21 protein-coding genes are annotated in these 21,390 nt (G+C 56.9%); 10 read left to right on the forward strand and 11 right to left on the reverse strand.

The window, feature by feature from the left end:
* Positions 1-64 precede the first annotated feature (64 nt).
* From I9184_RS12490 to I9184_RS12520, 7 genes are all read left to right on the forward strand, one after another.
* Positions 65-1,063, forward strand: coding sequence for a BMP family ABC transporter substrate-binding protein (locus I9184_RS12490; RefSeq protein ID WP_171634886.1), 999 nt, complete (start codon positions 65-67; stop codon positions 1,061-1,063).
* 95 nt (positions 1,064-1,158) lie between these two features.
* Complete coding sequence (locus I9184_RS12495) at positions 1,159-2,688, forward strand: ABC transporter ATP-binding protein (RefSeq protein ID WP_171634889.1); 1,530 nt, start codon at positions 1,159-1,161, stop codon at positions 2,686-2,688.
* A 1-nt stretch (position 2,689) separates the two neighbouring features.
* A complete protein-coding gene (locus I9184_RS12500; protein ID WP_171634892.1) occupies positions 2,690-3,784 on the forward strand; it encodes an ABC transporter permease in 1,095 nt (364 codons plus the stop codon).
* Complete coding sequence (locus tag I9184_RS12505) at positions 3,784-4,752, forward strand: ABC transporter permease (protein ID WP_209834648.1); 969 nt, start codon at positions 3,784-3,786, stop codon at positions 4,750-4,752. The genes I9184_RS12500 and I9184_RS12505 overlap by 1 nt, the downstream gene beginning before the upstream one ends.
* Before the next feature lie 90 nt (positions 4,753-4,842).
* Entirely contained in the window at positions 4,843-5,766 is a 924-nt protein-coding gene (locus I9184_RS12510; RefSeq protein ID WP_209834650.1) for a sulfite exporter TauE/SafE family protein, read from the forward strand.
* A 91-nt stretch (positions 5,767-5,857) separates the two neighbouring features.
* Positions 5,858-6,778 carry a sulfite exporter TauE/SafE family protein gene (locus I9184_RS12515; protein ID WP_171634900.1) on the forward strand — a complete coding sequence of 307 codons (921 nt, stop codon included), beginning with the start codon at positions 5,858-5,860 and terminating at the stop codon, positions 6,776-6,778.
* 2 nt (positions 6,779-6,780) lie between these two features.
* Positions 6,781-7,548 carry a TIGR02186 family protein gene (locus I9184_RS12520; RefSeq protein ID WP_171634903.1) on the forward strand — a complete coding sequence of 256 codons (768 nt, stop codon included), beginning with the start codon at positions 6,781-6,783 and terminating at the stop codon, positions 7,546-7,548.
* Positions 7,549-7,551: 3 nt separating this feature from the next.
* On the opposite strand, the gene I9184_RS12525 is transcribed toward I9184_RS12520, so the two are convergent.
* From I9184_RS12525 to I9184_RS12550, 6 genes are all read right to left on the reverse strand, one after another.
* Positions 7,552-8,280, reverse strand: coding sequence for an SDR family oxidoreductase (locus I9184_RS12525; protein WP_171724259.1), 729 nt, complete (start codon positions 8,278-8,280; stop codon positions 7,552-7,554).
* Positions 8,277-9,809 (reverse strand): AAA family ATPase, encoded by a 1,533-nt coding sequence (locus tag I9184_RS12530; protein ID WP_209834652.1) that lies wholly within the window; start codon positions 9,807-9,809, stop codon positions 8,277-8,279. The genes I9184_RS12525 and I9184_RS12530 overlap by 4 nt, the downstream gene beginning before the upstream one ends.
* A gap of 60 nt (positions 9,810-9,869) precedes the next feature.
* On the reverse strand, positions 9,870-10,508 hold the full coding sequence (locus I9184_RS12535) for an acyl-homoserine-lactone synthase (protein WP_209834654.1): 639 nt from the start codon (positions 10,506-10,508) through the stop codon (positions 9,870-9,872).
* An 83-nt stretch (positions 10,509-10,591) separates the two neighbouring features.
* Entirely contained in the window at positions 10,592-11,311 is a 720-nt protein-coding gene (locus tag I9184_RS12540) for a LuxR family transcriptional regulator (RefSeq protein ID WP_171634910.1), read from the reverse strand.
* 368 nt (positions 11,312-11,679) lie between these two features.
* Entirely contained in the window at positions 11,680-12,963 is a 1,284-nt protein-coding gene (ccrA, locus tag I9184_RS12545) for a crotonyl-CoA carboxylase/reductase (protein WP_171634911.1), read from the reverse strand.
* A 136-nt stretch (positions 12,964-13,099) separates the two neighbouring features.
* Positions 13,100-14,464, reverse strand: coding sequence for a 1-acyl-sn-glycerol-3-phosphate acyltransferase (locus tag I9184_RS12550; protein ID WP_171634912.1), 1,365 nt, complete (start codon positions 14,462-14,464; stop codon positions 13,100-13,102).
* Between the two features lie 144 nt (positions 14,465-14,608).
* On the opposite strand from I9184_RS12550, the gene I9184_RS12555 reads away from it, so the two are divergent.
* The 3 genes from I9184_RS12555 (at position 14,609) to deoD (ending at position 17,746) form a co-directional block, all read left to right on the forward strand.
* Positions 14,609-16,576 carry a protein meaA gene (locus I9184_RS12555; protein WP_171634914.1) on the forward strand — a complete coding sequence of 656 codons (1,968 nt, stop codon included), beginning with the start codon at positions 14,609-14,611 and terminating at the stop codon, positions 16,574-16,576.
* A 124-nt stretch (positions 16,577-16,700) separates the two neighbouring features.
* Entirely contained in the window at positions 16,701-17,018 is a 318-nt protein-coding gene (locus I9184_RS12560; protein WP_171634916.1) for an H-NS histone family protein, read from the forward strand.
* A gap of 17 nt (positions 17,019-17,035) precedes the next feature.
* The gene (gene deoD, locus I9184_RS12565; RefSeq protein WP_171119690.1) at positions 17,036-17,746 is read left to right on the forward strand and encodes a purine-nucleoside phosphorylase; all 711 of its coding nucleotides are present in this window, start codon (positions 17,036-17,038) and stop codon (positions 17,744-17,746) included.
* Positions 17,747-17,783: 37 nt separating this feature from the next.
* Here the strand turns inward: deoD and I9184_RS12570 are convergent, their stop codons facing one another.
* From I9184_RS12570 to I9184_RS12590, 5 genes are all read right to left on the reverse strand, one after another.
* Positions 17,784-18,647, reverse strand: coding sequence for a DUF1989 domain-containing protein (locus I9184_RS12570; protein ID WP_209834656.1), 864 nt, complete (start codon positions 18,645-18,647; stop codon positions 17,784-17,786).
* A gap of 290 nt (positions 18,648-18,937) precedes the next feature.
* On the reverse strand, positions 18,938-19,078 hold the full coding sequence (locus tag I9184_RS12575; protein ID WP_171634922.1) for a hypothetical protein: 141 nt from the start codon (positions 19,076-19,078) through the stop codon (positions 18,938-18,940).
* A gap of 121 nt (positions 19,079-19,199) precedes the next feature.
* Positions 19,200-19,979, reverse strand: coding sequence for a succinate dehydrogenase iron-sulfur subunit (locus I9184_RS12580; protein ID WP_152456842.1), 780 nt, complete (start codon positions 19,977-19,979; stop codon positions 19,200-19,202).
* A gap of 31 nt (positions 19,980-20,010) precedes the next feature.
* Positions 20,011-20,637 carry a sulfotransferase gene (locus tag I9184_RS12585; protein WP_171634924.1) on the reverse strand — a complete coding sequence of 209 codons (627 nt, stop codon included), beginning with the start codon at positions 20,635-20,637 and terminating at the stop codon, positions 20,011-20,013.
* A gap of 147 nt (positions 20,638-20,784) precedes the next feature.
* Entirely contained in the window at positions 20,785-21,384 is a 600-nt protein-coding gene (locus I9184_RS12590) for a class I SAM-dependent methyltransferase (RefSeq protein ID WP_171634926.1), read from the reverse strand.
* Between the last annotated feature and the right edge of the window lie 6 nt (positions 21,385-21,390).

Here is a 21,390-nt window from a genome sequence, read left to right on the forward strand (position 1 = left end):
GCTAAAAGTGGGTGAACGGGGCTAATCTGACCCTGTGCCAACAAAATAATATTGGGAGACTGAAATGACCCTGATGAAATCCTTGATGGGTGCTGCCGCTGCGGTCGCAATGTCAGCCGGAGCGGTTCTGGCCGAGCCGGCGGTGATCTTTGACTTGGGCGGCAAGTTCGACAAGTCCTTCAACGAGGCCGCCTATAACGGCGCGCAGCGCTGGGCGAATGAAACCGGCGGCAAGTATCTGGAAATCGAAATTCAGGCAGAACCGCAGCGCGAACAGGCCCTGCGCCGTTTTGCGGAATCCGGTGCAAATCCGATCATCACCATGGGGTTCGGAATCGCTGACGCCCTGGCCGCTGTTGCAAGTGACTACCCCGACACCAAATTCGTCGCTGTTGACGTGACTTGGCTGGACGCTCCAAACATCCGCCAGATTGGCTTTGCCGAGCACGAAGGGTCCTACCTCGTCGGCATGATGGCCGCCATGGCGTCGAAATCCGGCACCGTTGGTTTCATCGGAGGCATGGACATCCCGTTGATTCGCCATTTCGGATGCGGCTATGCCCAGGGCGCGAAGGCCGTGAACCCAGACATCAATGTTGTTGCCAACATGACAGGAACAACGCCTGCTGCCTGGAACGATCCGGTAAAAGGTTCGGAGCTTACAAAAGCACAGATCAGCCAGGGCGCTGATGTGATTTACGCTGCTGCCGGCGGAACCGGCGTAGGTGTTCTGCAAACTGCAGCTGACGAAGACATCCTGTCGATTGGTGTGGACAGCAACCAGAATCACCTGCACCCAGGCAAAGTGCTGACTTCGATGCTGAAGCGTGTGGACGTCGCTGTTTATGAAGCGATGAAAGCAGGCGAAAACGTCGAAACCGGCGTTTTCACCATGGGTCTGGCCGAAGATGGGGTTGGCGTTGCCATGGATGAAAACAACAAAGAGCTTGTTTCGGTTCGCATGAGCGACGCCGTCGACGAAGCCCGCAAGGCGATCATCAACGGCGACATCAATGTTGTAAGCTATTACGAGAACGACAGCTGCCCGGCACTGCAGTTCTGATTACGCGCGGGGCGGGAGAGTGCCTTCCGCCTCGCCACCCACTTCGCCATCCGAGCGGACAGCTGGATGGGTTTCTCGGCAGTTGAGGGCAAGACATGACCGTCCCAGCCATTGAGCTCAAAGGGATATCCAAGGCCTTTGGGCCAGTTCAGGCCAACAAAGACATCTCGATCAGCGTTGCACCCGGTACGATCCATGGGATCATCGGTGAAAACGGCGCGGGCAAATCCACGTTGATGAGCATTCTCTTCGGCTTTTACAAAGCCGACAAAGGTGAGATCTGGATCAATGGGACAAAGACCGACATCCCGGACAGCCAGGCGGCCATCGCCTCGGGCATCGGGATGGTGTTCCAGCATTTCAAGCTGGTGGAAAATTTCACAGTTCTGGAAAACATCGTACTGGGCGCCGAGGATGGCGGGTTGCTGGCGCCATCACTGGCAAAAGCCCGCAAAGAGCTGAAAGAGCTCGAGGAAGAATACGAACTGTTCGTCGATCCCGACAAGCGCATCGACGAGATCGGCGTGGGGATGCAGCAGCGGGTCGAGATCCTGAAGGCACTGTACCGCAAGGCCGAAATTCTGATTCTGGACGAGCCGACCGGCGTGTTGACCCCAGCCGAAGCCGATCAGCTGTTCCGCATTCTCGACCGACTGCGGTCCGAGGGCAAAACAGTCATCGTGATCACGCACAAACTGCGCGAGATCATGGAAAACACCGACACGGTGTCGGTTATGCGGCGCGGGCAAATGACGGCCACGGTCAAAACATCCGAGACCAGCCCCGAGGAGTTGGCCGAACTGATGGTCGGCCGCAAGGTTCTGCTGCAAGTCGACAAAGTGCCCGCGACGCCCGGCAAACCCATTCTCGAGATCGAAAATCTCAGCGTTTTTGATTCGGCGGGCGTTGAACGGGTCAAAAACATCGACCTGACCGTGCGCGCAGGTGAGATCGTCGGCATCGCCGGCGTGGCGGGCAATGGTCAATCCGAACTGCTGGAAGTTCTTGGTGGAATGCGCCCCGGACAGGGCACGATCAAGCTGAACGGCGAACCGCTGGCACTGAGTGGGGCCGGATCAGATGGTCAGGCCCGCCGCGCGCAACACATTGCCCACGTGCCCGAAGACCGGCAGCGCGAAGGCCTGATCATGGACTTCCACGCCTGGGAAAACGTGGCCTTCGGGTATCACCGCGACCCGGCCTATAAACGCGGTATATTCATGGACAACGCGGCGTTGCGCGCCGATACCGAAGCCAAGATCGAGAAATTCGACGTCCGCCCGCCCAATCCCTGGTTGGCAGCCAAGAGTTTCTCGGGCGGCAACCAGCAGAAAATCGTTGTCGCCCGCGAGATTGAACGCAACCCCGACCTGTTGCTGGTCGGGCAACCCACGCGGGGCGTGGACATCGGCGCCATCGAGTTCATTCACAAACAGATTGTCGCGCTGCGTGATCAGGGCAAGGCAATCCTGCTGGTATCGGTCGAACTGGAAGAAATCTTCTCGCTCTCGGACCGGATCGCGGTGATGTTTGACGGACATATCATGGGAGAACGCCTGCCCCATGAGACAGATGAAAAAGAACTGGGCCTTCTGATGGCCGGTGTTGCGGGAGAGGCCGCGTAACATGGAAAAAATGCCTAAATGGGCCGATGTCGTTCTGATCCCGCTGATCAGTCTGATACTGGCCGCAATCCTTTCGGCGCTGGTCATCCTCGCCATTGGCGAAAACCCTGTCGAAGCCGTCAAACTGATGGTCACTGGTGCGCTGGGATCGACCTATGGTTGGGGCTATACGCTATATTACGCGACAAACTTCATGTTTACCGGTCTTGCGGTGGCCGTCGCCTTCCATGCCCGTATGTTCAACATCGGGGGCGAAGGTCAGGCGATGCTGGGCGGGCTGGGCGTGGCCATGGTCTGTCTTTATGTCGACTGGCCGCATTGGAGCATTGCCTTGCTTGCCGCCTGTGCGGCATCGATGCTGTTCGGCGCGCTCTGGGCAGCCATTCCGGCCTATCTTCAGGCAAAGCGCGGCAGCCATATCGTGATCACCACGATCATGTTCAACTTCATCGCCGCTGCTTTCCTGAATTACATGCTGGTCAATGTCATGCGCCCCCAAGGGTCGCAGGACCCGGCCACCGCGCGGTTCTCTGAAAGCGTGCATCTGCCCTCTTTCCAGGAAATGTTCTCGACCGCAGAGAACGTTGTTTTCCGCGGCGCCCCGGCGAACATCACCTTTTTCATCGCATTGCTTGCCTGCGTCGTTGTCTGGGCACTGATCTGGCGCACGCGTCTGGGTTATGAAATCCGGGCTTACGGCCATTCCGAGACTGGCGCTGTCTATGCCGGTATTTCACCTGTGCGCATCACGATTGTCGCGATGCTGATTTCCGGCGGACTGGCGGGGCTGATGGCCATCAATAACGTCATGGGCGAAGCCGAGCGACTTGTTATGAACTCGACCGAGGGCGCGGGCTTCATTGGCATCGCCGTGGCTCTGATGGGGCGTTCACATCCGTTCGGCGTGTTTCTGGCCGCGCTCTTGTTCGGATTTCTGTATCAGGGCGGCGCCGAGCTAGCGCTGTGGGCTTCGATTCCGCGGGAACTGATCGTGGTCATTCAGGCATTGGTCATCCTGTTCACCGGCGCATTGGACAACATGGTGCGCATGCCGCTTGAAAAGCTGTTCCTGGGTATGCGGAAGAGGGCTGAGTGATGGAATTTTTCGTAACCCTCATTCAGGTTCTGGATTCGACCATTCGCCTGTCCACGCCACTGCTGCTTGCCTGTCTGGCCGGTCTGTTTTCGGAACGGGCCGGGATTTTCGACATCGGTCTCGAAGGCAAAATGTTGATGTCAGCGTTCTTTTCGGCTGCAATCGCAGCTGTCACAGGGTCCGTGTGGCTGGGCCTGCTGGCCGGTATCGCATCCTCATTGTTGCTGTCGGGCCTGCACGGGCTGGCGTCGATCACATTTCGGGGCAACCAATTGATATCGGGCGTGGCCATCAACTTTCTGGCCTCGGGCCTGACTGTCCTGGTCGCGCAAAGCTGGTTTAAGCAAGGTGGGCGGACACCCTCCCTGTTTGGCGGGGGCCGGTTCGAACCGATCAACTTCCCATTCGCCGAGTCCCTCAGCGGTGTGCCGATTATTGGTCCCATCTATTCCGAATTGCTCTCGGGCCACTCGATCCTGGTTTATGTCGCGTTCCTGATGGTTCCGGCCACGTGGTGGATTCTGTATCGCACCCGGTTCGGTCTGCGCCTGCGGGCGGTGGGTGAGAACCCTGCCGCAGTGGACACCGCCGGTGTCTCGGTTGTTGGCCTGCGGTTCGCCGCTGTCGCCATCTGTGGTGTGCTTTGCGGTATTGCAGGCGCCTATCTGGCTACGGCCTTGCAGGCAGGATTTGTCAAGGAAATGACCGCTGGTCGTGGCTTTATCGCCTTGGCCGCTCTGATCTTTGCCAAGTGGCGCCCGTGGCATGCCATGTGGGCCTGCTTGCTGTTCGGTCTGCTGCAAGCGATCGCGCTGCGGTTCCAAAATATCGACCTGGGTGGCGTCGTGATTCCCGTGCAGGTGATGGACGCCCTGCCCTATATCCTGACGGTGGTGATTCTTGCCGGGTTCGTCGGCAAAGCCATCCCACCTCGGGCGGGCGGAGAACCCTACGTCAAAGAGCGCTGATAAGGCCAGTTCCGAACTGAGTTTCAGTCCTGTTCGCTGCGGAGCGGCATGCAGAGTTGATTTTGCATGCCGCAACCGTTCTAAGAGGGTATGCACGTATACCTTCCCATAGCAGAAGTTTCTGTCAGCCCATTCCTGCTTTTGGGGATCGGCGGGGCTGTCGGCATTCTGTCCGGCATGTTCGGGGTTGGAGGCGGGTTTTTGATCACCCCGTTGCTGTTCATTATCGGCATACCCCCGGCGATTGCTGTGGCCACATCAGCAAATCAGGTTGTTGCCTCGTCTATTTCGGGCTTGCTGGCCCATCTCAGACGCAAGACCGTGGACCTGAAAATGGGAAGCGTTCTGCTGGCCGGAGGGCTGCTTGGTGCGGCCCTTGGAATGGTGGTTTTCAATTTCCTGAAGCATCTCGGGCAGGTCGATCTGGCGGTACAGCTTTGCTATGTCGTGTTTTTGGGCGCCATCGGAACCCTGATGTTTATCGAAAGCCTTGCGGCCATCCGAAAGGCCAGCCAGTCAGGCAATGGTCCTGCCCCCAAGCGACGTCAGCGAACCTGGGTTCACGCCCTGCCGTTCAAGAAGCGGTTCCCGGCGTCTGGACTTTACATCTCTGTCATACCTCCGGCGCTGGTCGGTTTCGGCGTTGGTGTTCTGTCGGCGATCATGGGAGTCGGCGGTGGGTTCATCATGGTTCCCGCAATGATCTATGTCCTTGGCATCCCGACAAAGGTGGTTATCGGGACATCCCTGTTCCAGATCATTTTCGTTGCCGGGTTCACAACGATGATACATGCGTCGACCAACTACAGTGTCGATGTTGTCCTCGCCCTGTTCCTGTTGCTGGGCGGTGTTTTGGGTGCGCAATTGGGAACGCAGATTGGTGCACGTCTGAAAGCCGAACAATTGCGTATCCTTTTGGCGCTTCTTGTCATGGGCGTCGCCGGTAAAATCGGGTTTGACCTTTTTCTACCGCCAGAAGAGATCTTTTCTTTGGCGGAACCCGGGGGAGTTTGATGTTGTTTGACCCACGGCACACGACAATTACCACCCTTGAAATCTCAACCCATAACAGGCAAGCCACGGCCATACGCAAAGTAACGGTACCATGCACATTTACCTGCCCATCGCCGAAGTCTCAGTAAACGCTTTCCTCTTGTTGGGGTTGGGCGGTATGGTCGGCATCCTGTCCGGCATGTTCGGTGTCGGTGGCGGCTTTTTGATGACCCCGCTGCTGTTCTTCATCGGTATTCCGCCGGCGGTGGCTGTTGCTACCGAAGCCAATCAGATCGTCGCATCATCCTTTTCCGGAGTTCTGGCACATTTCCGACGAAAGACCGTGGACCTCAAGATGGGAACGGTATTGCTGGTTGGCGGGCTTGTTGGGGCCGCTCTGGGCGTGGTTGTCTTCAACTATCTCAAAAGCCTGGGTCAGGTCGATCTGCTGGTGACACTCTGTTACGTTGTTTTTCTTGGCGTCATCGGCAGCCTGATGTTTGTCGAAAGCCTGAGGGCCCTGCGTAAAGCCAAGAAAGGCGGCGCGGCCCCTGCCAAGCGTCGGCAGCGGGGCTGGGTCCATGCCATGCCCTTCAAAATGCGTTTCCGCACCTCGGGCCTGTATATCTCGGTCATCCCGCCAGCTTTGGTCGGTCTGTGCGTTGGGGTTTTGTCCGCGATCATGGGCGTTGGCGGCGGCTTCATCATGGTTCCTGCCATGATCTATTTGCTGGGTATGCCGACCAAGGTCGTGGTCGGCACGTCGCTGTTCCAGATCATCTTTGTGACAGCCTTCACCACGATGCTGCACGCCACCACCAACTATACGGTTGATGTTGTTCTGGCGGTCTTGTTGCTGGTGGGCGGCGTCATTGGCGCCCAGATCGGAACCGTGATCGGAGCCCGCATGCCGGCGGAACAATTGCGCGTGCTGCTTGCCGCTCTGGTACTGGCCGTATGTGGCAAGCTGGCACTTGATCTGCTTATTGAACCTGCCGAGCTCTACTCGCTTGGCAGCGGTGGAGGGCACTGAGGATGTTGCGTTCGTTTATTGCCGCCCTGTGCTTGTTCTGCATGCCCGCTTTGGCGGCGGAAGAGCAGGTTGTCCTTGGTCTCAGCCAGGACCGGGTTGCCATCACCGCGACATTCGACGGATCGGAACTTCTGATATTTGGGGCAATCAAGCGGGAAACCCCAATCCCTTCAGGCCCTCCGGTCGAAGTCATCGTCGCGGTTGCTGGTCCGTCCGAGCCTGTCACCGTGCGACGCAAGGAACGCAAGCTTGGGATCTGGGTGAACACCGACAGTGTTCTTGTCGATCTTGCACCCAGCTTTTACGCCGTCGCAACCAGCGGACCCTTTGACGACATCCTGTCCGACACCGAAGACCTGCGCTACCGGATTTCGATCGAACGCGCGATCCGCTCGGTCGGTGCCGCGATGCATATCCGGGGCGCACAGGATTTTGCAGACGCCGTAATAAGAATTCGAGAACACGAACACCTGTATTCGATCCGCGAAAATACCGTGGCAGTGGATGAACAGACCCTGTTCCGCACCTCGATCGATATGCCCGCCGACCTGACCGAAGGCGATTATACCGCCCGGATTTTCCTGACCCGTGGCGGAGAGGTCGTCTCGCAATATGAAACGATCATTGATGTTCGGAAAGTTGGCCTAGAGCGTTTTTTGTACAATATGTCCCGCCAGCAACCCGTCTGGTACGGTCTGATGTCGCTGGTTATAGCGATCGCGGCAGGCTGGGGCGCCTCGACAGCCTTCCGGCTGTTGCGAGAAAAGTAACCGTCATCCTCGGCCGATATAGGGCATGGTCGTGGCCATGACGGTCATGAACTGCACGTTGGCCTCGGGCGGCAGGCTTGCCATATGCAGAACCGAACGCGCGGCGTCTTCCACGGCCATCGTCGGGTCTGGTGTCTCACCCGCGGATTGCGCCGCGTCCACAAGGCCCTGAACCATCTGCGTGCGCGCATTTCCGATATCGATCTGCCCGCAGGCAATTCCAAAGCGACGCCCATCCAGCGAAAGGCTGCGCGTCAGCCCTGTAATGGCGTGCTTTGTGGCCGAATAGTGTACCGAATTCGGGCGCGGAACATGTGCCGCTATCGAGCCGTTGTTTAAGATCCGACCGCCCTGTGGATTTTGGTGACGCATGATTTTGAAAGCTTCACGCGCAGAGAGGAACATGCCGTTCAGGTTCACGTTGACGCTTTGGTACCAATCGTCCAGAGCGATCTCGTCGATCGTGCCGCCCGGCGCAAAGATTCCGGCGTTGTTGAACAGAACATCCAGCCGCCCGGTGCGGTCTGTGAAAGACCGAAAAGCCCGTCCAACCGCATTCGGGTCGGTCACATCCGCAGGCAGGACGATGGCTGCCTGATGCTCTTTTGCCAGAGCATCCAGTTTGTCTTTGCTGCGCGCCAACAGCCCGACCGTCCACCCTTGAGACAAGAACAGCAGGGCCGTTGCCCGGCCAATACCTGAACTGGCACCCGTTACGATGATGGATTTCATGTCTCTTCCGCCTCCAATGTCAGCGACGCCGCCGGAATCGCCCTCAAGTCATCCACACGCAGGGGGTGCGTGGGCTTTGACAGGCGATTTCGCACCACCCAGATCAACCGCTCTTGCGCGCGCGTGATCGCGACATATGCCAGACGCTTCCACAATGGCTGTCCGGCCTCGGTCCGGCCCATACGAGCGGCGGCATAGAGGTCTGGAGCGAACACCTGAACCGTATCCCATTGTGACCCCTGCGCCTTGTGGATCGTCACGGCCGCTCCGTGCAAAAAGGTCGCCCCCATGCGGGCAGCGTAGGGAATAAAAGGCTCTTCCTCGTCCGGTTTTTCAATCTGAACGATCGAGGCGGCACTGACCTGAGGGTCTTCGGCCCCCACCACGTGAAGACGCGAGAACCCCGGCTTTCGTCCCGGCCCCAGATATACCACCTGAGCTCCTTTGATCAGCCCACGCGCCTCAAGGTCCAGCCGTTTCTTGCGATGTTTCAGGGGCAATTCGATCCCATCACAAATGAGCGGTTCACCTGCCAGCAATTCTGTATCCGGTGCGCCGTGAACTTGCCGGAAGGCCTGTATCAAACGAATGCGCGTGGCGTTGCGCCAGACGAGAACCGGGCTTCGGGCCATCAGATCGACCTCAACCCGCTGGCCCCAGACAACTCGGTCATCCCTACGGGCTGTTTCTTCGATCAGTCGCTCGAAATCCTCGAAGCCCATTGCCGGGTCAGCCAGCGCATGCGCAAGATCCAGAATTGGATTGTCCGCATCCTGGCGGTGCACCCGCTGGAGTGTCAGCTTCCTGGGTTCGGGCAATGCCTCGAAAACCATGCTGCCGGACTGGTTTACCGGTGCCAGCTGAGCCGGATCCCCGAACAACAGAAGGGTCGGGAAAATCTCTTTGAGATCATCGAACTGACGGTCATCCAGCATCGACGCTTCATCGACAAACCCGATATCCAGTGGTTCGTCACGGCGCTTCCACCCTGTGATGAAATCCGACCCTCGCAAACCGGCGGCGGCCAGGGCCCCGGGGATCGATTTGTTATTTTGATAGAAAGCAGCCGCGCGATCCAAGGCTTCATCCGTCAAACCTTCGATATCGGGGCGTTCGTCATTGCCGGCCAGCCATTCCGCAATACGCTCGTATTCCGGATCATAAACCGGCGTGTACAATATTCGGTGAATCGTGGTCGCAGGCACGCCGCGCAATCGCAGAACGCTTGCAGCCTTGTTCGTCGGGGCCAGGATGGCAAGGCTGCGCTTGTCTTTCGATTTGCGGCTTTCATAATCGCCGGACACGATCTGAACACCCGTCTCTGCCAGTGCCTTGTACAGCTCGACCAACAGCAGTGTTTTGCCCGAGCCGGCTTTGCCGATCACGGCCATCACACCGGATTTTCCTGCGCCCGGCAGTTTCAGAAGGGCATCATCTTCCAGATCAACACCTGCTGCCCGCAGCATCTCGGCGATGCTGTCATACGCGGCGGCCTGATCATCTGAGAACGTTACATTCGGCAAGGACATGGCGCGACCCTACAGGGCCGCGCCAGCCATCACCAGATGTGGATTGGCGTTTTCCGACACTTAAGCGGACAGGGCGAACCGGTGCTGTCTCTTCGGCCCGAATGCGGCCTTGAACCACATCCGAGACAGGTCGCGCGGGATGCCCGCACGCTCTGCCACACGGTTGCAGTCATCCGCGGAATAGGGCCACAATCCGACTGAAATCTGATCGCGCCCGCTGCCCTGGGTTCCCAGAACCTCGGGCGATGACCCGATCAGGCGATAGATTCTGATCATCCGGGCATCGAATACACCGGCAATATGCGTCAGGCCGAAACCTTCCATCATTTCACCGCCGCTCAACATGATGGCGCCGGCAGTATGCGGGCTGGCTGTTCGGGACAGGCAGAACCGGGTGACCTCCCAGATCAGGGGGCTGCAAATCGGCTTGCCGCCATTCAGATGACCAAAAACCTCATTGATCATCACCCGACCGGTCGTAGGCAATACACGCATCGACCCTCCGTGGCTGCCATCCGGCTCTTCCCAGATGACATAAAGCGGATTGAGATCATCGTATTCGTCCCGTTCTTCGCCCTTCTCGTTGACGTGGACATCCCACCCCAACCGGGTCTTGAACTGATCCGTACGATCTTTGAACATCCCCTCTGCCAGAGTCGGAAATCTGTGTAACTCATCGGCATATAGATAACGCAGCATGACTTGTTCCCCTTGTCGTCCTGTGCAGGAACGAAGGGAGTACAGAGTCGTGGTTAATTTTGCGTGTGGAGGCCGTTCGCCTCTTAAACCACTATTAATCCCCGGCTGAGTGCCGTGGCGATTGCGTGGGTTGTGTTATGTGCGCCCAGCTTTGAGCGCGCGCTTTCAATGTAAACGCGCAACGTATGCTCGGAAATCGTCAGGGAATGGGCCACTTGGGCGCGGCTGTATCCCAACGCCAAAAGTGTGATCGCGTCGATTTCCCTTGGCGACAAGCTGCGCGGGCAGTCCGGCTGCCTGTCTTTTTCAAACTCCAGCGCCTTGCGATTTATGTAATGCGCAACAAGAATCAAATCTCGCCCGTAAGTCGAGATAAAGTTCTTCCAGGTTTGATCATCACAACTGTGGTTGACCGTGAACAGGGCGAACTGACCATTTGGACCCCGAATTGGGATGGAATACCCCTGATTTCCAACGCCATGGTTTTGCGCATCCAGAAGGAAAGCCTTTGCCACCTTGCCGGACCAATCCAACGACTTCCAGTCAACCGGATGAAACCGCTGGAAACACCCCAAGATCACAGGGTCGATACGGTGATAGTTTTTTTCCCTGTAGCGCTCATCCCAGGCGTCTGAATAGGTGGTGTAGCCGTATTGATCTCCGGCACCGTCAACCCAGTGATACGTCAGGTGCTCGACCTTCAACGCGTCCCGCAAACGCTCAGCTACGGCGCTGAGTTCTTCAAGCGTGTTGGTGTTTTCCAAATCCTGAAGGATTTGACCCAAATCGACCTTCGTTGCCATTCGCGGGCGCTCGTGCCTCGTTCTTCAAGGACGCAATCTCGGCAGCCGCGATCAGTCTTGTGTCATCAAGCTGCTCTGCAAGCGCGGTCAAACCATTCGCAACGGCGAAAGCATTGAGGTCCGACAATACGTCCAATATCCACTCATTTTGCGCCATCAGGGTCTCTCTGAAACAGTTAACGAAGGGTTAACACAACCATAACATGTATGATCTTTTTTGGCCTATTCACCGGTTTCTACTCCCCAAAAATAGCGATGGGCAAAATTGCAAGCATTTGAAAGATTGTCAGAGGCCTGAAAAACACAAAAGACCCGCGAACCAGCAAAGTGATTCGCGGGCGTTTTTTGTCTACAACCCTGGCGCGTTATCAACCTGCGTCCAGGACTTCCTCGAGGGTACGCAGACCAGTACGCGGCGCCTGAACAAGAACGGACATATTGCCCGGCTTGTGCTCGTTCCGCAGCATTTTCATGTGGGCCTCGGGCAAGTCATTCCAGGTGAACACCTCGGACATGCAGGGGTCAAGGCGGCGCTCGACCATCAGCTTGTTCGCGGCTGCCGCCTGCTTCAGATGAGCAAAGTGCGAGCCCTGCAAACGCTTTTGGTGCATCCACATGTAGCGCACATCGAATGTACAGTTGAAACCCGATGTTCCGGCGCAAATCACGACCATACCGCCTTTTTTCACAACGAAGGTCGATACCGGGAAAGTGCTTTCACCCGGGTGTTCGAACACCATGTCAACATTGTTGCCTTTGCCGGTTATGTCCCAGATCGCCTTGCCGAATTTGCGGGCCTCTTTGAACCATTCGGCATATTCCGGTGTGTTGACCGTGGGCAATTGACCCCAGCAGTTGAAGTCGCGACGGTTCAGAACACCTTTGGCGCCCAGCCCCATAACGAAATCACGCTTGCTTTCGTCTGAAATCACACCGATTGCATTTGCGCCTGCGGTATTGATCAATTGGATTGCGTAGGACCCCAGACCCCCGGATGCGCCCCAGACCAGGACATTCTGACCCGGTTTGAGATCGTGTGGCTCGTGGCCAAACAGCATCCGGTATGCGGTTGCCAGCGTCAGGGTGTAGCACGCCGCTTCTTCCCATGTCAGATGCTTGGGGCGCGGCATAAGCTGCTGTGCCTGCACGCGGGTGAACTGGCTGAACGAGCCATCCGGCGTTTCATAGCCCCAGATCCGCTGGCTGGGCGAATACATCGGATCACCGCCGTTGCATTCCTCGTCATCGCCGTCGTCCTGGTTGCAGTGGATCACAACCTCATCGCCAACTTTCCAGCGCTTCACCTTGTCGCCAACGGCCCAAACGATGCCCGACGCATCCGAACCCGCGATATGGTAGGGTGCTTTGTGACCGTCAAACGGGCTGATCGGCTGCCCCAGAGCGGCCCAGACGCCGTTATAGTTGACCCCTGCGGCCATAACCAGAACCAACACTTCGTTGCTGTCCAAGGTTGGAACATCTACAACTTCCTGCCGCATGGCGGTGTTCGGCTCACCATGACGTTCTTTGCGAATGGCCCAAGCGTACATTTGCTTTGGGACATATCCCATGGGTGGGATTTCACCCATTTCATACAGATCTTTTTCAGGTGCCTCGTACGACGCGATACCACTTTCGGTGTCCAAAGCCATGCCGGCCTCCTCTGTTCAGTGCCTTTGCCGCGACGCAGAATCGCGCGCTTCACAGACTGGAATATTGGTCGATGAGTAATATTGCAACCGTTTTTGGTGCCATATTGTAATTTTATGACCCAGCGGTTGCAGAAAGCTATTTTGCGGCTGCAGAAACCTGGTAACTTGAATCCGTTGGGACGGATGCGGCGTAATAGTCCAGAAGATCGCCGCGCTGACCTGATACGGACAGCATATTCCCCTGTCGGTTCAGAATCCGGCGTTCAACCAGTTGATCCAGAGCATTTGATATGGCCTGCGAATTGTCCTTGGTCTGCGGATCATCGCGCTCCATCATCTGTCGGATTTGTGACAGCACGTCTTCTTCGGACATCGGGCCGTTGTCGCGCACCAGCAAACAGGCCGCTGGTGCCGGCACCAGCGGAATAGCATGCTGGATACGCTGCATCAGCGCCCGGGCCAAATCCGTCATCATGTCGTCACTGCCTTCAGCCCGGAATTCCCTGAGAGAGATCGGCCTGCCGTACCGGACGGACGCCAGACCGAACCGCTTGTATCGGCCGATCAAACGACGCCAGATCTGTTTCACTATCCAGCGCGTGATGACGCCGATCCGTGCGCGAAACCGTCGCTCTGTCCCAAGTGCTGCGCGGGTCAGGATGGTGTCTTCCAACACACGGTCGTAATTCAGGGCAACCGGGACAAACACCACATCGCGCCCCTGTGGCGACGTTCCATCCATAATATATTTGAGCAGTCCAAGCTTGGGGCGCGCAATAGCCCCGGTCAGGCTCAGCCCGCCTTCTGGAAACATGGCTTGAGTTACGCCGGCTTCGGTTGCGTGGCGCACATAGGTGGATAGAACCTGACGATAGAGTTCGCTGCCGGACTTGCGCCGGATAAAATACGCCCCCATCGCCCGGATCAATCGGCTGAGCGGCCAGACCCGGGCCCACTCTCCGACAGCATAAGACAGTGCAGAATGTCGGGCTGCAAGATACGTGACCAAAACGTAATCCATGTTGCTCCGGTGGTTCATGACAAAGACAACGGTAGCTTCGGGGTCAATGCTCCTGACGGATTCTTCGTCCTGATAGCTAAGCCGCACCTCGTAGAATGTGTTGCTCAGCAAGCGGGCCAACCGGATCGCAAAGCTGAAATAGGCGAAGGCGGAAAAGGACGGAACGATCTCTCGGGCATAACGACGTGCCTGCTCCGAGGCGACGGCCTCGGGCATGCCGGTTTCACGGGCATGTTGCTGAACCGCCTGGCCGACCTGCGGATCATAAATCAAGCGCTGGATCATGTCGTGCCGACGCGCCAGCTTGAAGGGCTGGATCGGGCGTTGAAGGCGCTGGTTCAGGCGCGCCACCGCGCGTTCCAGTCTGCGACGGAAAAACCAGCGGACGGATGGAAACAGGAAATGCGATGCGAAAGTGACCATGGCAAAGACCACGATCAGCACGAAAAGCCAAAGCGGAAGTTCCACGGTTTGCGTCATGGCGGCAGATTGCCACCAATCACAGCCGCCCACAATCTGAACAATTGCGACATGCCGCAACGCAGCGAATTGACATGTCCCGAAAATTGCGCTTTAGAACCTTAAGACGTAATTTTATTGCCCACTGAAAGGCGAGGCCCCGCTATGACGCAGACGCAGAAAGATCGCCCCTGGCTCATCCGAACCTATGCCGGTCATTCCACGGCCAAAGCCTCGAACGCGCTTTATCGGGGGAATCTTGCGAAAGGCCAAACCGGTCTGTCCGTGGCCTTCGATCTGCCCACGCAAACAGGCTATGACAGCGACCACACCTTGGCCCGCGGTGAAGTCGGCAAGGTCGGTGTGCCGGTCTGTCATCTGGGCGACATGCGGGTTCTGTTTGACCAGATTCCGCTTGAGCAGATGAACACATCGATGACGATCAACGCCACTGCGCCATGGCTTTTGGCGCTTTATATCGCCGTCGCGGAAGAGCAAGGCGCGGATGTATCCAAACTACAGGGCACAGTTCAAAACGACCTGATCAAGGAATACCTGAGCCGCGGCACTTATGTTTGCCCGCCCAAGCCGTCGCTCAAGATGATCGCGGACGTGGCCGAGTATTGCTATACCAATGTTCCGAAATGGAACCCGATGAACGTGTGCTCGTATCACCTGCAAGAGGCAGGTGCGACCCCAGAGCAGGAACTGGCCTATGCCCTAGCCACTGCCATCGCCGTGCTGGACGAATTGCGCCCACGTGTACCTGCCGAGGATTTCCCGGCGCTATGCGGCCGGATTTCCTTTTTTGTGAATGCTGGCATCCGCTTTGTCACCGAAATGTGCAAAATGCGCGCCTTCGTGGATCTTTGGGATGAGATCCTGCAACAACGCTATGGCGTTGAAAATCCGAAATTCCGTCGATTCCGCTATGGCGTGCAGGTGAACTCTCTGGGCCTGACCGAGCAGCAGCCCGAAAACAACGTCTATCGCATCCTGATCGAGATGCTGGCCGTTACCCTGTCGAAGAATGCCCGCGCCCGAGCGGTGCAGTTGCCCGCCTGGAACGAGGCGCTGGGTCTGCCGCGCCCGTGGGACCAGCAGTGGTCGATGCGGATGCAGCAGATCCTGGCCTACGAAACCGATCTCCTGGAATACGATGACCTGTTCGATGGCAACCCCGCTGTCGATGCCAAGGTGAAAGAGTTGAAAGAAGGCGCGCGGGCCGAACTGGCCAACCTGGATTCGATGGGCGGCGCGGTCGCTTCGATCGAATACATGAAGTCCCGACTGGTGGATTCCAACGCTGAACGCCTGAACCGGATCGAACGCAATGAAACCGTTGTTGTTGGTGTGAACAAATGGATCGAAGGCGAGGCATCACCCCTGCAAACCGAAGACGGTGGCATCATGGTTGTTGATCCTGCCGTGGAACAAGAACAGATCGACCGCCTGAACACGTGGCGCGCAGAACGGGACGAAGCGGCCGTAACCGCTGCCCTGGCCGCGCTGCGTGAAGCGGCACAGACCGGGGCAAACATCATGGAACCGTCCGTTGCCGCCGCAAAGGCCGGCGCGACAACGGGCGAATGGGCCGAAGAAATGCGCAAAGTCTATGGAACCTATCGCGGCCCAACTGGTGTTTCGGGGTCTGTTTCGAACAAGACCGAAGGGCTGGACGACCTGCGTGCCGCCGTTGATGCCGTCAGCGACAAGCTGGGCCGGCGTCTGAAGTTCCTTGTAGGCAAACCCGGGCTGGACGGCCATTCCAACGGTGCCGAACAGATCGCCTTCCGTGCCCGCGATTGCGGTATGGACATCAGCTATGAGGGCATTCGCCTGACACCCGAAGAAATCGTTGCGGCCGCCCGCGAAGATGACGCGCATGTCATTGGACTGTCGATCCTGTCCGGCAGCCACCTTCCACTGGTCAAAGACGTCATGGAACGTCTGCGGCAGGCAGGGTTATCTCATATCCCAGTAGTGGTGGGCGGCATTATTCCGGACGAAGATGCCGAAAAACTGAAAACCATGGGTGTGGCCAAGGTCTACACCCCGAAAAACTTCGAACTCAATTCGATAATGGGCGATATTGTTACTCTGGCGGATCCTCGGAACCTCGCCGCAGAGTAAATTAGCTGCAAGGCACTTTTTCTCCTGTTTCCGTCTCTGAAAAATTCGGGATGGAATACGCTGATAATTGGAATTACGGTGCGCGCTCATGTGCACCGTAGTTATTATCTGATGGAGAAGAATGATGGGGATCAATCTTGAGAATATGTCGCGCAAAGACCTTTTGGCTTTGCGCAATGACATTGAAAAAGCTTTGGTCAGGGCAGAAAAACGCGAACGTCAGGAGGCTTTGAAAGCTGCAGAAAAGGCTGCGGCAGAATTCGGCTTCTCTTTGTCTGAACTGTCCGAAGAAACGTCGCGCAGTGTTAAGCCAACAAAAACAAAGGCTAAATACCGTAATCCGGAGAATCCCGATCAAACCTGGACCGGTCGCGGCCGCAAACCTCAATGGGTGCATGACGCGCTGACGGCAGGCGCGGATATTTCTGATCTGGAAATCTAATCTGAGCGATTTGGAAAATGACAATTCATATTGGCGCCGAAAAAGGCGAAATAGCTGAAACCGTTCTATTGCCCGGTGATCCCTACCGGGCGAAATGGGCGGCCGAGACGTTTTTGGATGATGTCAAACAGGTCAATAACGTTCGGGGAATGCTTGGCTTTACCGGAAACTGGAAGGGAAACCCCGTAACAATTCAGGGAAGCGGCATGGGAATGCCGTCCCTTTCCATTTATGTAAACGAGTTGATCCGCGATTACGATGCGAAAACCCTGATCCGCATCGGATCCTGCGGGGGGATGCAGGACAGCGTCAAAATTCGTGACGTTATTCTGGCCATGACATCAACCACGCTGAGCACGCCGTCGCGCGGCATCATGAAAGAGCTCAACTTTGCGCCCTGCGCCGATTGGGGGCTTCTGCAAGCTGCCGCCACAGCGGCTGCCGCCAAGGGAACGCCGACCCATGTTGGTGGAATTTACTCGTCAGATGTCTTTTATGACGAACGTCCAGATCTCAATGAACAGATGGTGCGTCACGGCATTCTGGGGGTCGAGATGGAAGCGGCCGAACTCTATATCCTGGCGGCGCGCCACAAATGCCGCGCCTTGGCCGTTCTCACTGTTTCCGACCACCTGTTGACCGGAGAGGCCCTGCCATCGTCAGAACGTGAAAGCAGCTTTGGTGAAATGGTGGAAATCGCGCTTCAGGCTGCGTTCCCCAACAGCTGATGGTGGGCAGGCACGAGGAAACGGGTGCCTGCCTTTGCTAACGCCCGTGCGAGCGATCATAACCATTGCTCGCAGGGCTGTCCCACCCCTTCAAATCACCACTGGCAGGAGCGAATACCTCGACCAGCAAGGGGTAGCATGCAGCCGTTTCCGAGGAATGTTCCGAGGAACAATCCCCGCCCGGACAGGCGCTGAGGTTGCCCAGCAAATCAATCTCGGCAAAGAATTCCAGAAAATCCCCGGGCCGCACGGGTGAGGCTTTCATGAAGTACTGACCCGTGTCGCGGGTGAAACCGGTACACATGAAGACGTTCAGTACGTCGTGCACCGCGGGTTCGGCTTCGGTCAGCGGAATATTGAGGTGATCCGCAAGCGCGCGGGTCAGGTTGGAGTGGCAACAATGATGGTATTGCGTACCGGACAAAAGGTTGCCCGTATACGGATCGCATCGCGTGCCGATGACGTCATGAACCGACCCCCCATAGGAATCGATCCCGTACCACTCCAGCGTATCCGCAATAATCGTGGCCATCGGGCGCAGATGAGGAAAACTGGACCACATCCGCTCTCCGGTGGTCAGATGCGTGCCATGCAGCGCCCGGGTTTTTCCGGAATAGAAGCGTTCCGACAGGTCGTTTCGGTTCCAGAGGTTCAGATCGCCAACCTGCGACCCCTCGACGGAAGTGATGCGAAAGAAATGGCCGGCAGGCACTTCAAAACAACGTGCATCACGTGGCGGCACCAGCACTTCGCCCGTTTTGCTTGCGCGTTCGCGAAGGGACTTCATCCAAGTCACATCCGGTCGCGGCAATGCCTCGTTCGGGTAACAGATGACAGGGGAAACCGCGCGACGGGCTTCGGCATCTTCAGGCAGGTGGAGAGTGTTTTCTGAAACGGTCATGCCGGGCAGAGTGGCGCATTATTCAATTCTCGGAAAGCCCTATCTTTCAGGGGTCACGCGCCTTCAAACACTGCAAAGGTTGGTCCAGTGCAGTGATTTCGGCACCGCAGAAGCTGCACCGCCAGATGCCGTGGCTCTTGTCCTGCCGCCACCTGCAATCACGTGTCAGCCCGGAATGGCGCGAGCGCCAGAGGAAATAGGCAAACACGCCGGCCGCCAGAAGAAGCAGAAGAACAGGCATCCCTCTGCTTTGCCGATAAACCGTCAGTTTGCAAGCCTTGCAGCCTGTATCAGGCTGCGTTTGCGTATTCGAAAAGCTCTGGTTCCTTGTCAGCCTTCGCAGGTTCGGGCGTGTAATAGGCCCATGCCTGTTCAAGCAGTTCCAGCGCGTCTTGGGCGGCGCTTTTCCGTTTGGATGTGTCTTTGCTCATTGGAGTGATCCTGACTAAAGCTCATCACTCCTCCCTGCCAAAAAAATAAGGCAATGCAGCCGGGGCTGCATCGCCTATTTTTGCAAGATGGACATGCGAAAACCGCAAATCGGGCCTGTGTTTAGACCGCGCGCTCGACCATCATCTTCTTGATCTCGGCAATCGCCTTGGCCGGGTTCAGACCTTTCGGACAGGTCTTGGCGCAGTTCATGATGGTGTGACAGCGGTAGAGCTTGAACGGATCTTCCAGTTCATCCAGACGCTCACCAGTGGCTTCATCCCGGCTGTCGATGATCCAGCGATAGGCATGCAGCAAGGCAGCGGGGCCAAGATAGCGATCACCATTCCACCAGTAGCTGGGGCATGAGGTCGAGCAGCTGGCGCACATCACGCATTCATAAAGACCATCCAGCTTCTTGCGATCTTCGATGGATTGTTTCCATTCCTTCGCAGGGCGATTGGTCTTGGTTTCCAGCCACGGCATGATGGACGCATGCTGGGCATAGAAATGAGTCAGATCAGGGATCAGGTCCTTGACCACCGGCATATGCGGCAGCGGATAGATTTTCACATCGCCCTTGATCTCATCCATGCCATAGATACAGGCCAGCGTGTTGATCCCGTCGATGTTCATCGCGCAAGATCCACAGATGCCTTCGCGGCAAGACCGGCGGAACGTCAACGTCGGATCGATCTCGTTTTTGATCTTGATCAGCGCGTCCAGTACCATCGGACCGCACGTATCCATATCAACGAAATAGGTGTCGACACGCGGGTTCTGCCCGTCATCGGGGTTCCAACGATAGATTTGGAACTTGCGCACGTTCGTGGCGCCGTCCGGCTTTGGCCAGGTCTTGCCGGTGGTAATCCGGGAATTCTTGGGCAGGGTCAGTTGAACCATGTCAATTCTCCATTCAGCACAAGGCCGCCTTTCAGCCTGTCCGGGCGCATTCAGACGCCCCTCGGTTATAATGCCCCCAATGGGCGATGTTCACGTCGAAATCCGGCGAAAGCCAATCCGCAAGGCTTTGCGGATCGTCCCGGTCGATATCAAAGCGCAGAAAGCGCGGGTTGTCGTCAAAGAAAGCTTCGACCTCGGAATGGTGCACGTCATACATATGCGCCCAGCCCCGTTTTACCTCGTCGGCCGTCTGTCCATTGGCCTTGCAGCATCGCTCTAGGTACCTACCGCCGGAATGGTTGGCACGTGATGCGATCCAGTCATCGCGATTGCGCGTGTTCAGCAAGAAAAAGGCGTCGGGGTAAGCCGCGTGCAGCTCTCGAAAGAAACGCGCGCCGTCCAGCATGAAGCGCGAATTGACAAAGGCGATATCGGTGAAGGCCCGGACGGCACCAAACCCATCCAGCGGTCTGCGCCCCATGGCAATATTGGTTACCATCCGATGTGCAAGGTTTAGACCCTGTTCATCTTCCCAATGCACCGAAGGAATCCCGCTGTTCTGAAACAGCTTGTGAAACGAGGTCGTCGCACAGCGGTTCAAGCCGATCAGGATGATCTTGGGATCGCTTTGCCCGGATTTGAGTTTCTCGACCGTCATTGCGGGCACCAGCAAAGCATACGCCTTGGCACGCCTGGGATTTCACCATGACTTGCGCTTTTTTGAACGCCCCTCCGGCATGTGACATGATCAAAAGCGGCTTGTTTGGCTTCCCGGGGTGATATGGTGCTTGCGCCAGTCACACGTTCAACTCCGCTCGAACACTTTGAACGCGGCAAAGCTGTTCTTTGAGGCATGCGCATGCCCTTTGACGGCAAACGGGTTCTCTTCTTCACAATAGAGCTGCCAGCCGGGCATGAATTCTTCAACCCACAGGGAATACGGGCGATGGCGCACATGCTGGTTGGAAGGGTTCTGGTCAAAATCAGACGAATAGATAACGACAAAACGCTTTGCCAGTCCGAACAACCGCCGCATGTAGTTTTCGAAAACGCTGTCCTCGGTCAGATGATAAATGACATCCAGCGAAAGAGAAACGTCATGCGGCTCAACCTCGGAATCGGCGTTTTTGAACACCCAATTGGGGCGGGATCGAAAAACTTCGTTGCAGCGCCGAACGCAGAGGTCCGAGACATCTAGACCGGTATAATTCGGGATATCAAACAATTGCGCCTGATTTCCGTCGCCCGATCCCAATTCTACAACCGAGTCCACGCCTTCCATCTCGACCATCGTGTTGATGAAATTCGCTTTGTAGACAGCAAGACGCCCGTAAGACCCCGCTCCCGAGGTCTTGCCGCGCTCATATCGGCGTTGCCAATAATCGGTCGAAGAAAACTCTGCCATCTCGCC

The sequence above is a fragment of the Ruegeria sp. HKCCE3926 genome (genome assembly GCF_017872515.1).
GTDB lineage: Bacteria > Pseudomonadota > Alphaproteobacteria > Rhodobacterales > Rhodobacteraceae > Ruegeria.